Source organism: Desertimonas flava (genome assembly GCF_003426815.1).
GTDB classification, from domain to species: domain Bacteria; phylum Actinomycetota; class Acidimicrobiia; order Acidimicrobiales; family Ilumatobacteraceae; genus Desertimonas; species Desertimonas flava.
Window position 1 is genome coordinate 12,598 of the sequence record NZ_QKYK01000009.1, and the last position, 17,789, is coordinate 30,386.

The 17,789-nt window shown below is 70.2% G+C and carries 12 protein-coding genes, 1 tRNA gene and 1 pseudogene; 10 read left to right on the forward strand and 4 right to left on the reverse strand.

Going from position 1 to position 17,789, the window contains the following annotated elements:
- The first annotated feature begins 27 nt into the window (after positions 1-27).
- The 3 genes and pseudogenes from DN771_RS12495 to DN771_RS12505 all read left to right on the forward strand — a co-directional run bounded on the left by DN771_RS12495 (position 28) and on the right by DN771_RS12505 (position 4,013).
- Positions 28-1,401, forward strand: a complete 1,374-nt coding sequence (locus DN771_RS12495) for an acyl-CoA carboxylase subunit beta (protein WP_116997763.1) — start codon at positions 28-30, stop codon at positions 1,399-1,401.
- Positions 1,402-1,454: 53 nt separating this feature from the next.
- Positions 1,455-2,626 (forward strand): annotated as a pseudogene (locus DN771_RS12500) (DUF3089 domain-containing protein).
- A gap of 88 nt (positions 2,627-2,714) precedes the next feature.
- Positions 2,715-4,013: a citrate synthase gene (locus tag DN771_RS12505; RefSeq protein ID WP_162941868.1), complete on the forward strand. Its 1,299-nt coding sequence runs from the start codon at positions 2,715-2,717 to the stop codon at positions 4,011-4,013.
- Positions 4,014-4,864: 851 nt separating this feature from the next.
- Here DN771_RS12505 and DN771_RS29490 read toward each other — a convergent pair.
- Entirely contained in the window at positions 4,865-5,014 is a 150-nt protein-coding gene (locus DN771_RS29490) for a hypothetical protein (protein ID WP_162941869.1), read from the reverse strand.
- A gap of 156 nt (positions 5,015-5,170) precedes the next feature.
- Between DN771_RS29490 and DN771_RS12510 the strand changes: the two genes are divergently transcribed.
- Positions 5,171-6,031 (forward strand): hypothetical protein, encoded by an 861-nt coding sequence (locus DN771_RS12510; RefSeq protein WP_116997767.1) that lies wholly within the window; start codon positions 5,171-5,173, stop codon positions 6,029-6,031.
- A gap of 27 nt (positions 6,032-6,058) precedes the next feature.
- Here DN771_RS12510 and DN771_RS12515 read toward each other — a convergent pair whose 3' ends face one another.
- Both DN771_RS12515 and DN771_RS12520 read right to left on the reverse strand, forming a co-directional pair.
- Positions 6,059-8,461: a beta propeller repeat protein gene (locus tag DN771_RS12515; RefSeq protein WP_162941870.1), complete on the reverse strand. Its 2,403-nt coding sequence runs from the start codon at positions 8,459-8,461 to the stop codon at positions 6,059-6,061.
- Between the two features lie 189 nt (positions 8,462-8,650).
- Positions 8,651-10,867 carry an NADP-dependent isocitrate dehydrogenase gene (locus DN771_RS12520; protein ID WP_116997772.1) on the reverse strand — a complete coding sequence of 739 codons (2,217 nt, stop codon included), beginning with the start codon at positions 10,865-10,867 and terminating at the stop codon, positions 8,651-8,653.
- An 89-nt stretch (positions 10,868-10,956) separates the two neighbouring features.
- Here DN771_RS12520 and DN771_RS12525 point away from each other — a divergent pair, with 89 nt between their 5' ends.
- The 6 genes from DN771_RS12525 (at position 10,957) to DN771_RS12550 (ending at position 17,295) form a co-directional block, all read left to right on the forward strand.
- Entirely contained in the window at positions 10,957-12,063 is a 1,107-nt protein-coding gene (locus tag DN771_RS12525) for an acyl-CoA dehydrogenase family protein (RefSeq protein ID WP_116997774.1), read from the forward strand.
- 58 nt (positions 12,064-12,121) lie between these two features.
- Entirely contained in the window at positions 12,122-12,337 is a 216-nt protein-coding gene (locus tag DN771_RS12530; RefSeq protein WP_205528560.1) for a hypothetical protein, read from the forward strand.
- Positions 12,334-13,335 carry a type I methionyl aminopeptidase gene (map, locus tag DN771_RS12535; protein ID WP_116997778.1) on the forward strand — a complete coding sequence of 334 codons (1,002 nt, stop codon included), beginning with the start codon at positions 12,334-12,336 and terminating at the stop codon, positions 13,333-13,335. Before DN771_RS12530 ends, map begins: the two co-directional genes overlap by 4 nt.
- Positions 13,336-13,406: 71 nt before the next feature.
- Positions 13,407-14,630, forward strand: a complete 1,224-nt coding sequence (locus DN771_RS12540) for a hypothetical protein (protein ID WP_162941871.1) — start codon at positions 13,407-13,409, stop codon at positions 14,628-14,630.
- Positions 14,631-14,807: 177 nt separating this feature from the next.
- Positions 14,808-16,118, forward strand: a complete 1,311-nt coding sequence (locus DN771_RS12545; RefSeq protein WP_116997783.1) for a hypothetical protein — start codon at positions 14,808-14,810, stop codon at positions 16,116-16,118.
- A gap of 97 nt (positions 16,119-16,215) precedes the next feature.
- A complete protein-coding gene (locus tag DN771_RS12550) occupies positions 16,216-17,295 on the forward strand; it encodes a hypothetical protein (RefSeq protein WP_116997787.1) in 1,080 nt (359 codons plus the stop codon).
- Positions 17,296-17,647: 352 nt separating this feature from the next.
- Here DN771_RS12550 and DN771_RS12555 read toward each other — a convergent pair.
- Positions 17,648-17,721 (reverse strand) — tRNA-Val (locus tag DN771_RS12555).
- Positions 17,722-17,789: the final 68 nt, after the last annotated feature.

Here is a 17,789-nt window from a genome sequence, read left to right on the forward strand (position 1 = left end):
CGGGGACGTCCGCTACCTTTCGGACCGATGCCCGTTCCCGCCCTCGCCCTGCGACGGTTCGCCGACGACCGGGTCCAGATCGAGATCCGTCACACCGATGGCCCCGACGGTGATCGGCCCGTCGTGTGGGTCGAGGTGGGCGGTTCGACGGCATCGGGGTTCAACGGGATCCCGCTGTCGCTGCGCACCTGCCAGATGGTGGAGCACGCCGCGGCCGTCGCCCGCGCCGAGGGTGCGCCGCTCGTCGTCGTCATCGCGTCGAGCGGGTCGGACATCGTCGAGGGCGTCGCCGCCCTGCAGGGATGGGGCCGCCTCGCCAAGGCCCTCGTCGACTGCTCGGGAGTCGTCCCCACGATCCTCGCCGTCGACGGCCCGGCCGTGTCGGGACCGGCGTTGCTCCTCGGCGTCGCCGACCTCGTCGTGATGACCGAGGCGAGCTACGCGTTCGTCAACGGTCCCGTGATGGTGGCCGAGTTCACCGGTGTCCAGGTGTCCACCGACGAGCTCGGCGGCGCCGGCAACCTGGCCCGCTACACCGGCGTGCCCAGTCTCCTGGTGCCCGACCGGGCCGCGGCCACCGAGGCGATCCTGTCGCTCCTGGCCTACCTGCCGTCCACCGCCGACCAGGAGCCGCCGCGGTGGCCCACCGACGATCCCGTCGACCGATCCTGTCCCGAAGCCGGCGACCTCATCCCGCCCACGAGCACCGGCAGCTATGACGTCCGCAAGGTCGCCGCAGCCATCGTCGACGACGGCAGCCTGCTCGAGGTGCGCGAGCGCTGGGCGCCCAACGTCGTGACCGCCTTCGCCACCGTCGACGGTCGCCCGATCGGCGTGGTCGCCAATCAGCCGATGGCCCTCGCCGGCACGCTCGACATCCCGGCGTCGCAAAAGGCCGCTCGGTTCGTCGCCTTCTGCGACGCCTTCAACCTCGGCATCCTCACGCTCGTGGACACGCCCGGGTTCTATCCCGGCAAGGACCTCGAGTGGCGGGGCATGATCCGCCACGGCGCCCAGTTGGTGTTCGCCTACGCCAGGGCGACGGTGCCCCGCGTCGGCGTGATCCTCCGCAAGAGCTACGGCGGCGCCTACATCGTGATGGACTCCAAGCGGATGGGCAACGACATCTGTCTCGCCTGGCCGTGGGCCGAGCTCGCCGTCATGGGCGCCGGCCAGGCGGCGGCCATCCTCCAGCGTCGGGCCACGCCGGAGGAGCGGGCGGCGTTCGAAGCGGACTATGCGAGCCGGCTCCTCAACCCCTACGTCGCCGCCGAGCGCGGCTTCGTCGACGCCGTGATCGATCCCGCCGACACCCGGCGGGAACTCGCCGCCGCGTTCGAGTCCCTCTCCGACAAGCGCGAGGTCCTCCAGCCACGCAAGCACGGCAACGAACCCTTGTAGCCACAGAGGCCCCAGCGACGTCGCCGCCGCACCGGGGTGCGATGATGGCGGTCATGTGGTCCCGGGGCATCGTCATCGCCGGCTTGATCGGCCTGACGACCGGCGTCATCCCCGTGCCGGGGCAGGCGTCGTCCCCTCCCGCGGACGGTGTCGACTACGCCGACCCGGCGCACTGGGTCTGTCACCCCGACACCGCCGACGTCTGCGACACCGGTCTCGACGCGACGATCGTCGACGCCGACGGCACGCTCACACCAGAGCCGTTCGCGCCCGACCCCGGCGCTCCTGTCGACTGCTTCTACGTCTACCCGACGATCTCGCGCGACCCCAGCGCCAACAGCGACCTGGTCGCCGGCGACGACGAGGAGCGGTTCGTGGCGGCCAATCAGGTCGCGCCGCTCGGCACCGGCTGCCGCGTGTTCGCTCCCTCTACCGCCAGGTCACCCTGCCCGCCCTCGCCGGCACGGTCACGGCCGGCCCCGCGGCCCGCGAACTCGCCTTCGAGGACGTCGTCGCCGCCTGGGAGTACTACCTGCAGCACCACAACGACGGCCGGGGAGTGATCCTGATCGGCCACTCGCAGGGCGCCGGCATCCTGACCCGCCTCCTCGCCCGGTACGTCGACACCGACGCAGCAACCCGCGACCTGCTCGTCGCCGCCTACCTCGCCGGCACGAGCGTCCAGGTGCCGCCCGGCACCGACGTCGGCGGCACCTTCGACCAGCTCCCCCTGTGCCGGGCCGACGATCAGTACGGCTGTGTCGTCACGTGGTCGACGTACCGGTCGGCGGTCCCGCCGCCGCCGACCGCCTTCTTCGGCGCCGACGCCGAGGGCACCGAGGCGGCGTGCACGAACCCCGCCGCCCTCGCCGGTGGTCGCGTTCCGCTCACCTCCCGATTCCCCGCCGGCTCGAGCGACGCGACCGACGATCTCGGCGGGGCAACGGGTGGGCTCGACGCCGCCTGGCTCGACCCGGCGGCGGGCACGATCGACACGCCCTACGTGGTCCTCCCCGGCCTGCTCGTCGCCGGATGCGCCGAGTGGAACGGCCACAACTATCTCGAGATCGTTCCCGTGGCCGACACCGGCCCGCGCGCCGATGACGTGCCCGGCGACCTGACGCCCGAGTGGGGCATGCATCTCGTCGACGTCAACGTGGTGATGGGCGACCTGCAGCGTCTTCTCGTGACACAAGCCACCGCCTGGGCCGCCGCCCACCACTAGTCCGTACTGGGCAATCGCGGGGGTGGTGGCGTAGTGTCCGACGACGACGGGGAGGAAGCCCCATCGATGACCGCGAGCGATGTCCCGGATGAAGCCGGGCCGCCTTCTGAAGGGATCACGAGTGCCCGAGACCATCACGATCACCGACGACCGCACCGGCAAGACGGTGACGGTCCCGATCAACGACGGAACGTTCTCGTCCGCTGCGTTGCGTGAGCTGGACAAGAACCTGTTCATCTACGACCCGGCGTTCCTGTCCACCGCCGCCTGCCGCTCGTCGATCACCTACCTCGACGGCGACGCCGGGATCCTGCGCTACCGCGGCTACCCGATCGAGCAGCTGGCCGAGCACTCCACGTACCTCGAGGTGGCCTACCTCCTGCTCTACGGCGAGCTGCCCGACGAGGGACAGCTCAAGCAGTGGACCTACGACGTCACCCACCACACGTTCATCCACGAGAACATGCGCAAGCGGTTCGTCGACGGATTCCACTACGACGCCCATCCGATGGGCATGTTCGTCTCCGCCCTCGCCGCCCTCGGCACGTTCTACCCCGAGTCGAAGGACATCTTCGACCCCGACTCGCGCCACAAGCAGATCCTCCGTCTCATCGCCAAGACGCCCACGCTGGCGGCGATGTGCTATCGCTTCTCCGTCGGGCTCCCCTTCTTTCTCCCCGACAACGAGCTGTCGTACCCGGCCAACTTCCTGACGATGATGTGGAAGGTCGGCGAATACGAGGTCCATCCCACGATCGAGCGGGCGATGGATGTCCTGTTCATCCTCCACGCCGATCACGAGCAGAACTGCGGCACCACGGCGATGCGAGTGGTCGGCTCGAGCCAAGCCGACCCCTACTCGGCCGCCGCCTCCGCGGCTTCGGCCCTCTACGGCCCGCTGCATGGCGGCGCCAACGAAGCGGTCGTCCGCATGCTCACCGACATCGGATCGTTCGACAACGTCGACGCCTTCATCGAGGACGTCAAGTCCGGTAAGGGCAAGCTGATGGGCTTCGGCCACCGCGTCTACAAGAACTACGACCCGCGAGCCCGCATCGTCAAGCAGACGGCCGACGCCGTCTTCGAGGTGACCGGCAAGAACCCCCTGCTCGACATCGCCCTCAAGCTCGAGGAGGTCGCCCTCAGCGACCCGTACTTCGTGGACCGCAAGCTCTACCCGAACGTCGACTTCTACTCCGGCCTCATCTATCAGGCCCTCGGGTTCCCGGTCGACATGTTCACGGTGCTCTTCGCCATCCCGCGCACCGTCGGCTGGCTGGCCCATTGGGACGAGATGCTCAACGACTCGGATCAGAAGATCTCCCGCCCCCGCCAGTGGTACACCGGCGCCGGCGAGCGCGACTACGTGAAGCTGGGCGACAGATAGTCGTCCTCGGCTCGCTTCGTCGCTGCGCTCCTCGCTCGCCTGCGGCGAGTTTGTTCGTGCTCGCTTCGCTCGCTCCGAAGAATTGAAAGAGGCGGCGGCGCAGCAAGCTGCGCTGATCGCCGCATCGAGGGGGGAATCCCCCCTCGAGCACCCCCCCGACGGAGGCCGCGGACCCTACGGGGGCTGACCGCATCCAAGGCCCGCGCGCGACGCCGCCCGGGGTCGCGTCTTTGTCGGGGGAGGTTGCGGTTGGGTGACAGTGTTGGGACGGGGGGAACTCCGGGGCCGGGGTCGGCGTCGGAGAGCCCACGGTGGCGTGGTGGTCTGCGCACGTCCTGAGGAGGAATCACGATGCGAACGTTCCGAGTCGGCACCCCGCTGTCGGTTGCCGTCGCCACAATCATCGCGGCGGGAGCGACACTGACCGGCCCGGCCGCGGCCGCTCAGCCCGCCACGGAGGCCGTCACCCAGACCAGCGGGCTGACGACGGTCACCGACGACACCGGCACGATCTCGATCGACCTGCCGGCCGATTGGGTGATCGACACCGCGCCGACGTACTACGGCGGTTTCTACGAGGTGGTCCCCATCGGGACGTACCCGACGATCAGCGCCCACCCGCAGGGTGCCGCCGACTGGCCGAGCACCTGGCTCGTCGCTCAGGCGTTTCCGGTGTCGCCGCATCCCGATGTCGTCGAGTCGTTCTACGGCGACTTCGGTGTCGACTGTGACCCGGCCGCATTCCGCCCGCAGGTCGCGTTCGACAACGGTGTGCTCTCCGGCGAGCAGCACGACACCGTCGGCTGCCACGAGTTCACCCGGCACACGGTGGTCGCCGACCACGGCACGAACTACACCGTGATCGTCGACGCGGCGAGCATCACGCCGACCGACGAGACGGTCATCTCGGCGGCGGTGCACACCATCCGCCCCGTGTCGAACAACCCGATCACCGGGCCGCTCAGCGACGGCGACGAATGGATTCCGCTGCCCGACCGCATCGGCGAGTTCCGTGACGTCCCGCAATGGGGCCTCGAGCCGGTCCGCGGCAGCGGCTGCGGCGCCAACGGCCAGATCGGAGACACGATCCCCGACGGCACGTGGGCTGCGATCGTGCCCGAGATCGGCGGCGGTGTCGTGCAGACGACCTGGTCTGCGTGTTCCTGCCCGAACTCGCCGCCGGAATCCTGGCCGACGGCACGGCGACGATCATCAACGACGACCCGAACTACCTCGTCGTCAACAACAACACGCGCCTGCGCCAGGCGCCGGCGGCGGCGACCATGGAGCTCTACGACTACACGACCGACGCCAACGGAGCGTGTGTCGCCGGCCCCTACATCGACGGCCTCGACCACTCGGTCTTCCAGGCATGGGTGGAGATCGCTGACGGCGAGGTCGTGACGATCGCGTGGGACTGCGTCCCGCTCGGCGATTCGGCGGCGACGCCCGGCCACGGGACCTCGTCGGGCAACCTGCCGCCGGCTCAGCCCGGAGACGGCATCCAGTCGTTCTGGCCGTACGGCGAGTTCTGGAACGTGCCCCAGCTCGGCGCCGAACCCGTGCGGGGCAGCGGATGCGGCGGCTCGGGGCAGATCGGTGATCGCATCCCCGACGGACTCTGGGCCGGTCGCGTCGGCATCGACCCGGCCAACCCCGGCGAGGTCTGGGTGAACCTCCTCTGCATCTACTACGGCCAGTCGGCGCAGGCGGTGCGCGACGCCGGAACCGCCAACATCGTCCACGACGAACCGGACTACCTGATCGTCGACAACAACGAGCAGGCCCGTGTGCTCACCAACCACATCATGGCGATCGCCGCCAGCCAGGCCGACCCGTCGGGCCGCTGCGCCCCGGCCGGCATGATGCTGTCGCCCGGCCCTGGCGAGTACCTGCCCGGCGCGGCCGGCTGGTTGGGTGTGGATCCGAGCGGGCTCCAGGCGTGGATCCGCGTCGACGACGGCGCCGCGACGTGGTTGGTCTACGGCTGCGACAGCGGCTTCATGGCCGGCGGCTGAGGAGCGCTCGTCAGCCCGTCGTCTGGCCTACGAATACGTGATCGGCCAGACGACGGGCGACCGGTTGATCGTGCCGATGGCGTAGAGGATCCCGTCGTCGATCACCACGTCGGTGACCTCCTGGAGGCCGATCCCGACGAACGACGGGATCTCGACGCGCTGGAGCGACTGCAGGTCGCGGCCGAACAGCACGAAGGCGTCCTCGTCCGACGGGCCGGTGACACCGACGATGGCGACCCCGTAGGCGCTGGCCCGGGTGTTGAGCACGAAGTCGTCGGCATTGAGGATGTCGAGCGGCGAGAACGAGGTGCCGTCGCGGGTGGAGTACAGCTGGGCCCCGGCGTCGGTGAGGGCCTCCACGAGCGCTCCGCCCTGGGCGGCCACGCAGCGGTTGGGGATCGCCGACGCCGGCTCGATGACCGACGGCACCACGGTGGCCGTCCGGGTGGTCACATCGACCGTTGCCGTGAACGCCCGCTCGTTGGCCCAGTCGTAGCCGAGCACGAGCGCCGTCGTGGCCGAGAGGGCGCAGACCGACAGTCCCTCCGCGTACGTCGACACGGGGATGTCGACGCGTTCGAACGCCGTCCCGTCGCCGATGACGACGAGGGCCGTGCCGGCGTCGGCCGACGTGGCCTGGTCGGTGATCCGCTCACCGCCGACGCCGACCACCTGGCCGCCGACGATCACCACGTCGTTGACGTACTGCCCGCCGCGGCCGCCGACGACCACGGCGAGCGGTGACCACGTGCCGCCCCGCGGCCTCGTCGACACGGCGATCTCGCCGATGGTTCCGGCGTAGTCGTCCGACCCGGTCTCGGAGATCGTGGTGAGGGCGACCTCGCTGTCGGCAAGGGCCACGACGCCGTCGACGCCGGCCCCGCCCACCGTGTCGACCGGCGTGGCATCGGGTGCGGGCTGGCCGACGCCATCGGGACCGATGACGTACGGCCAGAGCCGAGGCTGGTAGTTCACCGACTCCCCCTCGTGCGAGATGTGCGGATAGGTGGAGACGCCGACGACGTTGCCGAGGTCGTTGATGACCCGCAGCTCATCGACGACCTCGTGGCTCGTCGGCGCCATCCCCAGCTCGGACAACGGGGGCGGGTCGTCGAGGGCGGCGGTCGCGTCGAGCGACACCGTGCCCGTGAACGGGCCGCCCGATTGCGGGACTGCGATGGCGAGCCGGCCGTCGTCGATCGCGAACCGCAGGCTCTGCGCCCCGTCCGTGCTGATGGGGGCTTGCTCGCCCTGGACGTCGAAATAGGTGAGGCGGTCGACCTCGCCGTCGTGGATCCGGTAGACGACGGTCAGGTAGGTCTGCGCGGCGGCCAGCCAGATCCCCCCGTCGGCGTCGACGGCGATGTCGGCACAGCCGCCCGAGTAGATCGGGAACAACGGCTCCCAACCGGCGAACGGCACCTCGCTCCACGTCGCGCCGTCGGTGGAATGGACCGCGGCCGACCGCTGCCCTCCGCTGCCCGCCAGGCAGGCGGCGGCATAGAACCCGCCGGGGCCGGCGACGACGTCGCCGAGGCGGGTGCTGAGCGCCGGAGACACCAGCGATGACGTATCGGCACGGGTGAACGTCGCTCCCCCGTCGGTCGACGTGTAGACCGATGCTTGGAGGCGCTGATCGACGCTGTCGGCGGGGATGCCGCCCGCGGTGATGACGACGGTGGCGCCGTTGACGGCCATTCCCCCGGCCTCCAGGTTGCGGGCGTCGATCGGGAACGGCGTGAGCGTCCATGTGCCGTCGGGGGCGCGCTTGGCGATCTCGGCTTGTGTCGGCTCACCCGCCAGGTACCGCTCGACGAGTGCGTACACGGTGCCGTCGGGCGCCGCTGTGGCGAGCGTGAACCGACCGAGCTGGTCGGGCGGACCGACGACCGCGGGCGCCGAGAGCGTCTCGCCGTCGAACGTCCAGACGTTGGGTACGGGGCCTCCGGCGGTGTCGGACGATCCGAGGACGAGGGCCGTGCCGTCGGGCAGGGTGACGGCGGCACGCACCGACATCGGGTGCTCCTCGCCGCTGAAGGCGGTGATCGACCACGACTGCGGCGAGTTGGCGGGCGCCGTGTAGACGACCACCTGGGAGTTGGCGCCGGGATTGCTGCGGTAGTCGCCGGCCATCACCCAGGGATGCTTGGCGGTCGGGGCCAGCATGGCGAAGGCCTGGAACTGCGGTCCACCGCCGACCTCGATCGGGATGCCGCGAGGCACCGAGAGCTCCTCGAACTCGAACACGGCAGGTGAAGCGAGCGTCGTCGGGGCCGACGACTGCCCCGGGACCGTCGGCGGAGGCAATGTCGTCGCGGGCGTCGCCGCCCCGACGTTCTGCACGGCCGTCGCCGCCACCACCGATGCCGCCAGCAGCAGCCCGACCGTCGGCACCCACAGCCCGAGCCGTCGTCTCGTCCGTCCACTCACCGTCTGTCTCCTCGCCGATTCCACCGAGCAAGCCTCCACCGTCCGTGTTCGCCGGCGCCGCCGCCGACGTGCGGACCTTATCGGCCGGTTCTAGGCCGACATCGCGGGCGGCTGACCCCGACCCATCCGAGTGTTCAACTGCACCGGAGTGTGGGAGGCCCCGGTGGTGGGCCTCCCACACTCGGGTGGTCAGGAGCTCAGCGAGTCGATCGCCGCGTTGAACGTCGCCGACGGGCGCATGACCGCCTCCGTCTTGGCCGGATCGGGACGGTAGTACCCGCCCAGATCGGCCGGCTGGCCCTGCACGGCGAGCAGTTCGTCGGCGATCGTCGCCTCCTGCTCGCGCAGGGTGGCGGCGAGGGGTGCGAACGTCGCCGCCAATTCGGCGTCGTCGGACTGCTTGGCCAGCTCCTCGGCCCAGAACAGGGCGAGGTAGAAGTGGCTGCCGCGGTTGTCGATCTGGCCGACACGGCGGGCCGGCGACTTGTTCTCGTCGAGGAACGTCCCCGTCGCCCGGTCGAGCGTGTCCGCCAACACCTGAGCCCGGGCGTTGCCCGTGAAGCCGGCGAAGTGCTCGAAGCTGGCGGCCAGGGCCAGGAACTCGCCGAGGCTGTCCCAGCGGAGGTAGTTCTCCTTGACGAGCTGCTGGACGTGCTTGGGGGCCGAGCCGCCGGCGCCCGTCTCGAACAGGCCGCCGCCGTTGAGCAGCGGGACGATCGAGAGCATCTTGGCGGACGTGCCGAGCTCCATGATGGGGAACAGGTCGGTGAGGTAGTCGCGCAACACGTTGCCCGTGACCGAGATCGTGTCCTCGCCGCGGCGGATGCGCTCGAGCGACAGGGCGATCGCCTCGACCGGTGGGAGCACCTTGATGTCGAGGCCGCTGGTGTCGTGGTCGGCGAGGTACGTCTCCACCTTGGCGGCGAGGGTGGTGTCGTGAGCCCGCTCGGCGTCCAGCCAGAACACCGCCGGCGTGCCAGTGGCCCGGGCGCGGGTCACGGCGAGCTTGACCCAGTCGCGGATCGCCACGTCCTTGGTCTGGCACATGCGCCAGATGTCGCCCGCGGCGACCTCGTGCTCGAGCAGCGTGGTGCCGGCCTCGTCCACGACCCGCACCGCGCCGTCGGCCGGGATCTCGAACGTCTTGTCGTGGGACCCGTACTCCTCGGCGGCCTGGGCCATCAGGCCGACGTTGGGGACCGAGCCCATCGTGGCCGGATCGAACGCGCCATTGGCCCGGCAGTCGTCGATGACGACCTGGTAGATCCCGGCGTACGAACTGTCGGGGATCACCGCCAGCGTGTCGGCCTCCTGGCCGTCGGGGCCCCACATGTGGCCCGACGTGCGGATCATCGCCGGCATCGACGCGTCGACGATGACGTCGGACGGGACGTGCAGGTTGGTGATCCCCCGGTCGGAGTCGACCATGGCGAGCCGCGGTCCGGCTTCGAGGCCGGCGGCGACGGCGGCGGCGATCGCCTCGCCCTCGGGGAGCTCGCGGGCCGCCGTCAGCAGGGCGCCGAGGCCGTCGTTGGGCGAGATGTCGGCGGCGGCGAGCACGTCGCCGAACTCCTCGAAGAGCTTCGGGAAGAACGCCCGGACGACGTGGCCGAAGATGATCGGATCGGACACCTTCATCATCGTCGCCTTGAGGTGAACCGAGAACAGCACGTCGTCGGCCTTGGCGCGGGCGATCTGGGCGTCGACGAACTCGCGCAGGGCGGCCACACGGAGGACGGTCGCGTCGATCACCTCACCGTCGGTGACGGCGAGCTCCCGTAGCGTCGTCGTGCCGTCGGCGGTGACCAGCTCGATGCGGACGGTGCCCGCCGCGTCGATGACGACCGACTGCTCGTTCGACCGGAAGTCGTCGGCGGTCATGTGGGCGACGTTCGTCTTCGAGTCGCTCGACCAGGCCCCCATCGAGTGGGGATGCTTGCGGGCGTACTGCTTCACCGACAGTGGTGCCCGGCGATCGGAGTTGCCCTCGCGGAGCACCGGATTGACCGCGGATCCCTTCACCTTGTCGTAGCGGCTGCGGATGTCACGCTCGTCGTCGGTCTGCGGGTCGTCGGGATAGTCGGGGACGTCGAAGCCCTGGCTCTGCAGCTCGGTGATCGCCGCTTTGAGCTGGGGGATCGACGCCGAGATGTTCGGCAGCTTGATGATGTTGGCTTCGGGCTGGGTGGCGAGCTCGCCGAGCTCGGCCAGCGCGTCGGTCCCGCCCTGCTCGGCACTGATGCGCTCCGGGAACGAGGCCAGGATGCGTCCGGCCAGGGAGATGTCGCGGGACTCCACGGGAACCCCGGCCACCCCGGCGTACGCCTGGACGATGGGCAGGAACGAATACGTGGCGAGGAGGGGCGCCTCGTCGGTGTGGGTGTAGATGATCGTCGAATCCGGCACGCCTCGCAGGCTACGGGCCGTGGCGCCAACCGAAGAAGTCCCCGTCCCGGCCTGGGGCGGCCGCGGCACCGGGGCGTAGTGTCGAATCCGTGGATTTCGCCTGGACCGATGATCAGATCGCGCTTCGTGAGGAGGCGCGGGCCGTGGCTCGTGATGCGGTGGCGCGGTTCGGCCGGTTCAACGATTCGTGGATCAATGGCTACTCGGCCGAGTTCGCCAAGGAGCTGGCCGGGCGGGGCTGGATCGGTCTGACGTGGCCGACCGAGTTCGGTGGTGGTGGCCGTCCGGCGATCGACCGGTTGATCATCGCCGAGGAGTTGATCTCGGTCGGCGCGCCGGTAGCGGCGATGTGGTTCGCCGACCGGCAGATGGGTCCGACGTTGATCGCGTTCGGTCGGCCCGATCAACAGGCCGAGTTCCTCCCGGGGATCTTGGATGGTTCGTCGACGTGGTGCATCGGCATGTCCGAGCCGGAGGCGGGCAGCGATCTGGCCAGTCTCAAGACGTCGGCCCGCCGTGACGGTGATGACTGGGTGATCAACGGCCAGAAGATCTGGACGAGTTTCGGTGCCGTGGCCGACTACTGCTACCTGATCTGCCGCACCGCCAGCGACGGTCCCCCGCACGCGGGGATCAGCGAGATCATCGTGCCGATGTCGACGCCGGGGATCGAGGTCCGCCCGATCACCGACATGACCACCAACCGGCATTTCTGCGAGGTGTTCTTCACCGACGTACGGGTCCCGGTGGCCAACCTCGTCGGGGTCGAGGGCAACGCGTTCAAACAGACGATGCGGCAGCTGGAGCACGAACGCGGCGGCATCGACCGGCTGGTGTCGAACTACGCCCTCTACCAACTGGCCCTCGAACGGGTCGATCGCACCGACCCGCTGATCCGGCAGGAGATCGCCGCGATAGAGACCGCGTATCGGATCGGCCGGATCCTCGTCGCCCGCGAGGTCCTCAAGCAGGCACCGGCCGGCTTCTCCGCGGCGACAAAGTGCTTCTGCACCGAACACGAGCAACGCGTCGCCGAGTTCGTCGCCCGCGCCTACGGCGCCGACGCGACGCTGTGGAGCGACATCGCCCACGGCCTGCTCTACACGCCGGGCTACACCATCATGGGCGGCACCTCCAACGTCATGCGCAACATCCTCGGCGAACGCGTCCTCGGCCTCCCACGCGAACCCCGCTGACGCAACATCGTCGGCATTTGTCGGTAGTTGCCGACGTCGGTAGCTAGAGTCATCGTCCATGTGCCCGATGGTGAACACCGACGATCTCTGCGACGCGCACGAAGTGGCGGGGCTGCTGGGCCTCTCGCACTCCGGCAGTGTGTTCGCCTATCTCCGTCGCTATGCCGACCTGCCGCGGCCGGTGATCGACCTCGGGCGACGTCGCATCGCTCTCTGGCTGCGTCCCGAGATCATCGCCTGGCGCGACCGCAACCCGCGCCGGAGCGCGTCGTGAAGCGCCTCCGCGCCAACGACCCGTGCTGGTGCGCGAGTGGCGAGAAGCTCAAGCGCTGCCACGGCGACCGCAGCGCCCTGCAACGACCTCCGGTACGGCGCGGGGTGCCCGCCGCGCTCCGGTCGGTGCCCGAGTCGATCGCCCGGCCCCCGTACCTCGCCACCGGAGGGCATCCCACCGGGCCGTCCGGCCGGCAGGTGTTCGACGCCGCCGGTCTCGAAGCCATGCGACACGCCGGCCGCGTGGCGGCCCAGGTGTTGCTCGACGCCGGCGCCGAGGTCCGACCCGGGGTGACGACCGCCGAGCTGAACGACATCGCCCACGACAGCTACGTGCGACAGGGCGCCTACCCGAGCACCCTGGGCTACCGCGGCTTCGCCCACGCCTCGTGCATCTCCGTGAACGAGGTGGCGTGCCACGGCATCCCCGACTCACGGCCGCTCGCCGACGGCGACATCGTCAACATCGACATCACTGCGTTCGTCGACGGCTACCACGGCGACACGTCGGCCACGTTCGCCGTCGGCACCATCAACCCGGCCGCCGACGCGCTCGTCGCCGCGACCTGCGAGGCCACGCTGGCCGGGATCGCCGCCGCGCAGCCGGGCCGCACGATCAACGAGATCGGCCGGGCGGTCGAGGCGGTGGCCCGCCCACGCGGCTACGGCGTCGTCACCATGTACGGCGGCCACGGCATCGGCACGGTGTTCCACGCCGCCCCCCACATCCACCACACCGCCCACCCCTCGGCCACCGCCAAGCTGGTGCCCGGCATGACCTTCACCGTCGAGCCGATGCTCACCGCCGGCCGCGAAGACCTCGTGTCGTGGGACGACGGCTGGACCGAGGTGACGATCGATGGCCTGATCAGTGCGCAGTTCGAACACACCGTGGCCGTGACCGCCGACGGGGTCGAGATCCTCACCGTCACCGACGACGGGACCAGCGCGGTCACCTGGCCCAACGCCGTCGTCACCGCCGCCGGCGCCGGCCGGTAACGCCCGCGCCGACCCGACGGGCCACCCGTCTCGGACGTATCCCCGCCGGGTGCCTTATGGTGGTCTCGCCCATGAGCCGAACCACGCGCCCCGCGTTCACCCTCCTCGTCGCCGCCACGCTGGCCGTCGGGCTCCCACCGCTCGCCGGCCTCGCTGAGGCGCACCAGCCCGCCGTGGTGCCCGACGACTGGGTGACCCTCGAGGACGACACCGGACTGCTCACGGTGGCGGTGCCGCCGGAGTGGACCGATCAGGAGACGGCGCGGGCATCCAACAGCGTGGAGACGGCCCGCATCACGGCGGCCACCGACATCGACCAGTACCGCACCGGGTTCGAGGCCCCCGGACTCTCGCTGGTCGCCCTGCCCTACAACCCCGACACCACCGGTGTCCTCGACGACGCCCTGACCGCAGGGTGCCGCGTGCGGGGCGACACCCGCTACGACGACGGGGCCTTCGTCGGCATCCTGCGCCACTGGACGTCGTGCGGCGACGGCACGAGCACCGAGGTGTACATCCTCGCCGCGGCGCCGGTGAACCGGTCGGTGACGGTGAGCCTCATCGTCCAGATCACCGATCCCGACCAGCGGGAGATCGTCGATCACGCCCTCGCCTCGTTCAACCTGACCTATCTCCCCGACCCTCCCCCGTCCACGACGACCGTCACCACCACCCCGACCACTCCGCCCACCACATCATTGGGGCCGACGCAGCCGACCACGGACCCGATCGCCACGACGACGACCGCTCCTGCCGATCCTGCGTCCACCACGACGACGTCGTTGCCGACGAACGGCAACGAGGCCCAGGAGTTGCGCGACGAGAGCGGCGCACTCCTGGTCGAGGTGCCGGCCTCGTGGAACGACGTCAACCTCCGCCCGGCGGTGCGCAACGACGGCGTCGAGCTCCCGAACATCGCCGCCAGCCCCGACCTCGACGCCTTCTTGCCGTCGGGTGAGGACGAGTTCCTCACGCCCGGCGTGATCTACCGAGGGCTCCCATACTCCGAGGACACCGAGGCGACACTGCGCGGCATCGGGCGGCTCGGGTGCGTGGACGGCGGCATCACCGAGTACTCCGACGACCTGTTCACCGGTCACATGTGGACGTTCCCGAGCTGTGGCGGCACCTCGACCCGCCAGTTCATCGTCGTCGCCAACGCCAACGATGGCTCGTTCACCGCGCTGCTCGTGATCCGCGTCACCGAGCCGGGCAACCGCGAACTGTCGGCCGTGCTCGGCTCGTTCACCTATGACTCCGGCGCCGTGAGCAGCTCGCCGATCGCCACGTCGTGAGGCGGCGTCGGATGCCCGGCGACGACGCATGAATCTCCGCCGTCGGGGGAACCTGCAGGCGGGGTTATTCGTCTCTCTTACCCGGCAGGTTGATTAGCCTGCGCACCCGCCGTGCCGTCATGTGGGCACGAGTGTGGGCAACTCAAAGCCCGTGCCGACGTGGCACGAAAGGAAGTCATGAAGACAGTGCACAAGCTCGCTCTCGCCGCCGGTCTGCCGGCCGTAGCGATCGCCACGTTCGGTCACGCCGCGTCGGCCGCCGGCGCTGCTCCGACCACCACACCTCCGGGCGCGACCATCCCCGCCGGCTGGCAGGTGCTCGTCGACGACACCAACCAGATCACCGTCGCCGCTCCCCCCGAGTGGACCGATCTCGACACCGTTCCCGGCACCAACCCCGACGGCTCGCCTCGCCCGTGGATCGAAGCCTCGACGGACATCGAGTCCTTCCACGAGACGTTCGAGACCGCCGGCGTCGTGCTGACCGCCGTCCCCCACTCCACCGATCTCCAGGCGACGCTCGCCGAGTTCGACGTCGGTGCGTGTGCCGAGCAGACGCCCGAGCCGTTCACCAACGGCGCCTTCACCGGCCTCATCGAGCACCAGGATTGCGGTGAGGGCATCGAGTACTACCGCCTCGTCGTCGACAACCCCGCCAATCCGGCGGTGACGCTGTTCTTGCAGTTCGGCCTCACCAGCGCCGAGGCTCCGGGGACCGCCGACGCGATCATCGCGTCGATGGGCTTCGCCGGTGGCAGCAGCACGACCGCCTCCACGACGCCCGCCACGCCGACGCTCGCCCCGGTCCCCACGGTCCCCGGCGTCACCACGCCGGCCACCGCTCCGGTGACCGTCCCCGCGACGCCCACCACCGCGGCCACCGGTCAGACCCTCGCCCCGGCGACGGTGCCCGGCGTCTCCACGGCGACCCCCACGGTCCCGGCCAACACCGCCGCCACGCTCCCGGCCCTGCCGACCGCCCCCGGCACCCCGACGACGTCCGCCGGCGCCCCGCCCGAGACCGTCGCCGGCGCCGTCCCGCTCGTCGACGACACGGGCCGCATCACCGTCTCGGTTCCCCCGACGTGGACGGAGATCGCCACCAGCCCGACGAGCGAGGGCAACCCATACATCTCGGCGAGCCCCAACCAGGCGGTCTTCCAGGCAGCCGACGCCACGTCGTTCACCACCCCCGGCGTGATCTTCAGCGCCCGCCCGTTCATCGCCGACACGCAGACCGCGGTCTCGGCCGTGACGGACGGATCGCTGTGCACCGACGCCGGTGTCCAGCCGTACTCCGACGGTGTGTTCACCGGCCACGCCCAGGTCTACACCGACTGCGGCGGGACGGCGACCCGTATGGTCGTCATCGTCGCCAGCCCGGCCGACTCGTCGTTCACGGCCGTGCTCCTCATCCAGGTCGTCGATCCGGGCCCGGCCGAGGTGAACACGATCATCGGCTCGTTCAACACGGTGGCCGCCGGCTGACCGCCGCCCTGACATCCGATCCGGTGCCCCCGTGGTTCGCTGCGGGGGCACCGGCGCGTCAGAATGCAGGTCGCTCGCTCGTCCCGGAGGTTCTTGCATGCGCCGTCACTCACTCGTCGCCGGACTGTTGACCGTCGCCGTCCCGCTGGTCGGTGCGGCGGCTTCTGCCGCGCCGCCCGACAGTGACGCCGCCGCCGACGAGGCGCTGCGCAGCTTCGAGGCGTTCGCCGACGACGAGGGGATCGAGATCGAATCGCCGACGTGCGCGGAGGCCGGCGACCCAGAGACGTTCGTGTGCTACGCCCTCACGACGGACGGCGTCCCGTTCGTCGCCCAGGCGTCGCTCGCCGATGACGAGGTCGAGTGGCAGGTGCTGAGCGGTCCGCAGCCTGCTCCGGACGAGACGGCGGGGCCGGAGTCCAGCGCCCCGGCCACGAGCGTCCCCGCCGCGCCGAGCGAGCCCGACGGCTCGGTCACCGACGACTCGGTCACCGACGACTCGGTCACCGACGACTCGGTCACCGAGGAGCCTGACTCGCTGTCGTTCTTCCACGGCGTGTTCTCGGCGGATCCGGAGCAGACGGCCGCGGCGATCGAACTCACTCAGCCGGGATCACCGGCCGAGGCGTACGCCCGATTCCAGAACCTCTTCGTGACGGTCGCCGCCGAGTACGGCGTCGAGATCTCGGCGGGATCGGTGTTCCTGACGACCGACGCCGTCCGCGTGTGCGTCACCGCCAGCGAGTGCTCGGAGATCTCCGACATCGAGGTCGCCGACGGGCAGGTCGTGTCGTTCGCCGTCGACGGCAACCAGATCGGCGGACGCCTGGCGACGATGGGCGAGACGGTCGTCGCGGCCACCACGGCGTTCCGGTTGGCGGTCGCCTACCAGACCGTCACCGGCGAGCAGTTGGCCGCCTACGTCGAACTGGCCTCCGAGCAGGGTGACGTGATCGACCTGCAGACGGCCGTCTACGTCGGCGCCGACGGCTCCCAGATCCCCGTCGCCGTCGGCCGCAGCCTGGGCCTCGACACGACGAAGCTGAAGGGCAACCAGATGGCGTATCTCGCCTTCCCCGGCGCCGCGCCGGGCGGCGAGATCCATGTGACGGTGACCCCCGCCGACGGCTCCCCGGCCGTCGTGGCCGTCATCCCCGTCGACGCGATCGCTCCCTGAGGCGACTCATCGCGTCGCGCTGGGCGAGTGCCGGCGGGGCTGGAGTGTGGGCTACACCGCCCCGCCGGCGACCGCCGTCCGACTACTTGAAGAAAGCCGCCGGCGATCCCAGAACGGTACTCCCAATTCGACCGCCTGCAAAGAGCGCGGCCCGCGACGACGAAACCACCCGGCGACCGACGACTCGGTCAGTACGGGGTCGTTGACGACGAAAGGAGGAATCGCACACCCCTGATCGCCCACGCAACCAACAACGATCGAGGAAAGCCTGCGTGGCGTTTGAACGCCCGCCGGAGGCAAAAAGAACGGCGCACGACTTGCCCTCAGCGAGCGAGCGCCAGCGAACGAGCAGTGGGCACGACGGGACTCGAACCCGGGACCTCTACCGTGTCATGGTAGCGCTCTAACCAACTGAGCTACGCGCCCTCAGTCTCGACGGAACCGCCGAGGTGCGGGACCGCCACGTTATCAATCCGACGCCGCCGTCAAACACT

What these genes read in the sequence shown, in the direction of transcription:
- DN771_RS12495 (WP_116997763.1), top strand. Translation starts at nt 28, where the DNA reads ATGCCCGTTCCCGCCCTCGCCCTGCGACGGTTCGCCGACGACCGGGTC.
- DN771_RS12505 (WP_162941868.1), top strand. Translation starts at nt 2,715, where the DNA reads ATGAAGCCGGGCCGCCTTCTGAAGGGATCACGAGTGCCCGAGACCATC.
- DN771_RS29490 (WP_162941869.1), bottom strand. Translation starts at nt 5,014, where the DNA reads ATGCGGTCGGGCAGCGGAATCCATTCGTCGCCGTCGCTGAGCGGCCCG.
- DN771_RS12530 (WP_205528560.1), top strand. Translation starts at nt 12,122, where the DNA reads ATGTGCCCGATGGTGAACACCGACGATCTCTGCGACGCGCACGAAGTG.
- DN771_RS12540 (WP_162941871.1), top strand. Translation starts at nt 13,407, where the DNA reads ATGAGCCGAACCACGCGCCCCGCGTTCACCCTCCTCGTCGCCGCCACG.
- DN771_RS12545 (WP_116997783.1), top strand. Translation starts at nt 14,808, where the DNA reads ATGAAGACAGTGCACAAGCTCGCTCTCGCCGCCGGTCTGCCGGCCGTA.
- DN771_RS12550 (WP_116997787.1), top strand. Translation starts at nt 16,216, where the DNA reads ATGCGCCGTCACTCACTCGTCGCCGGACTGTTGACCGTCGCCGTCCCG.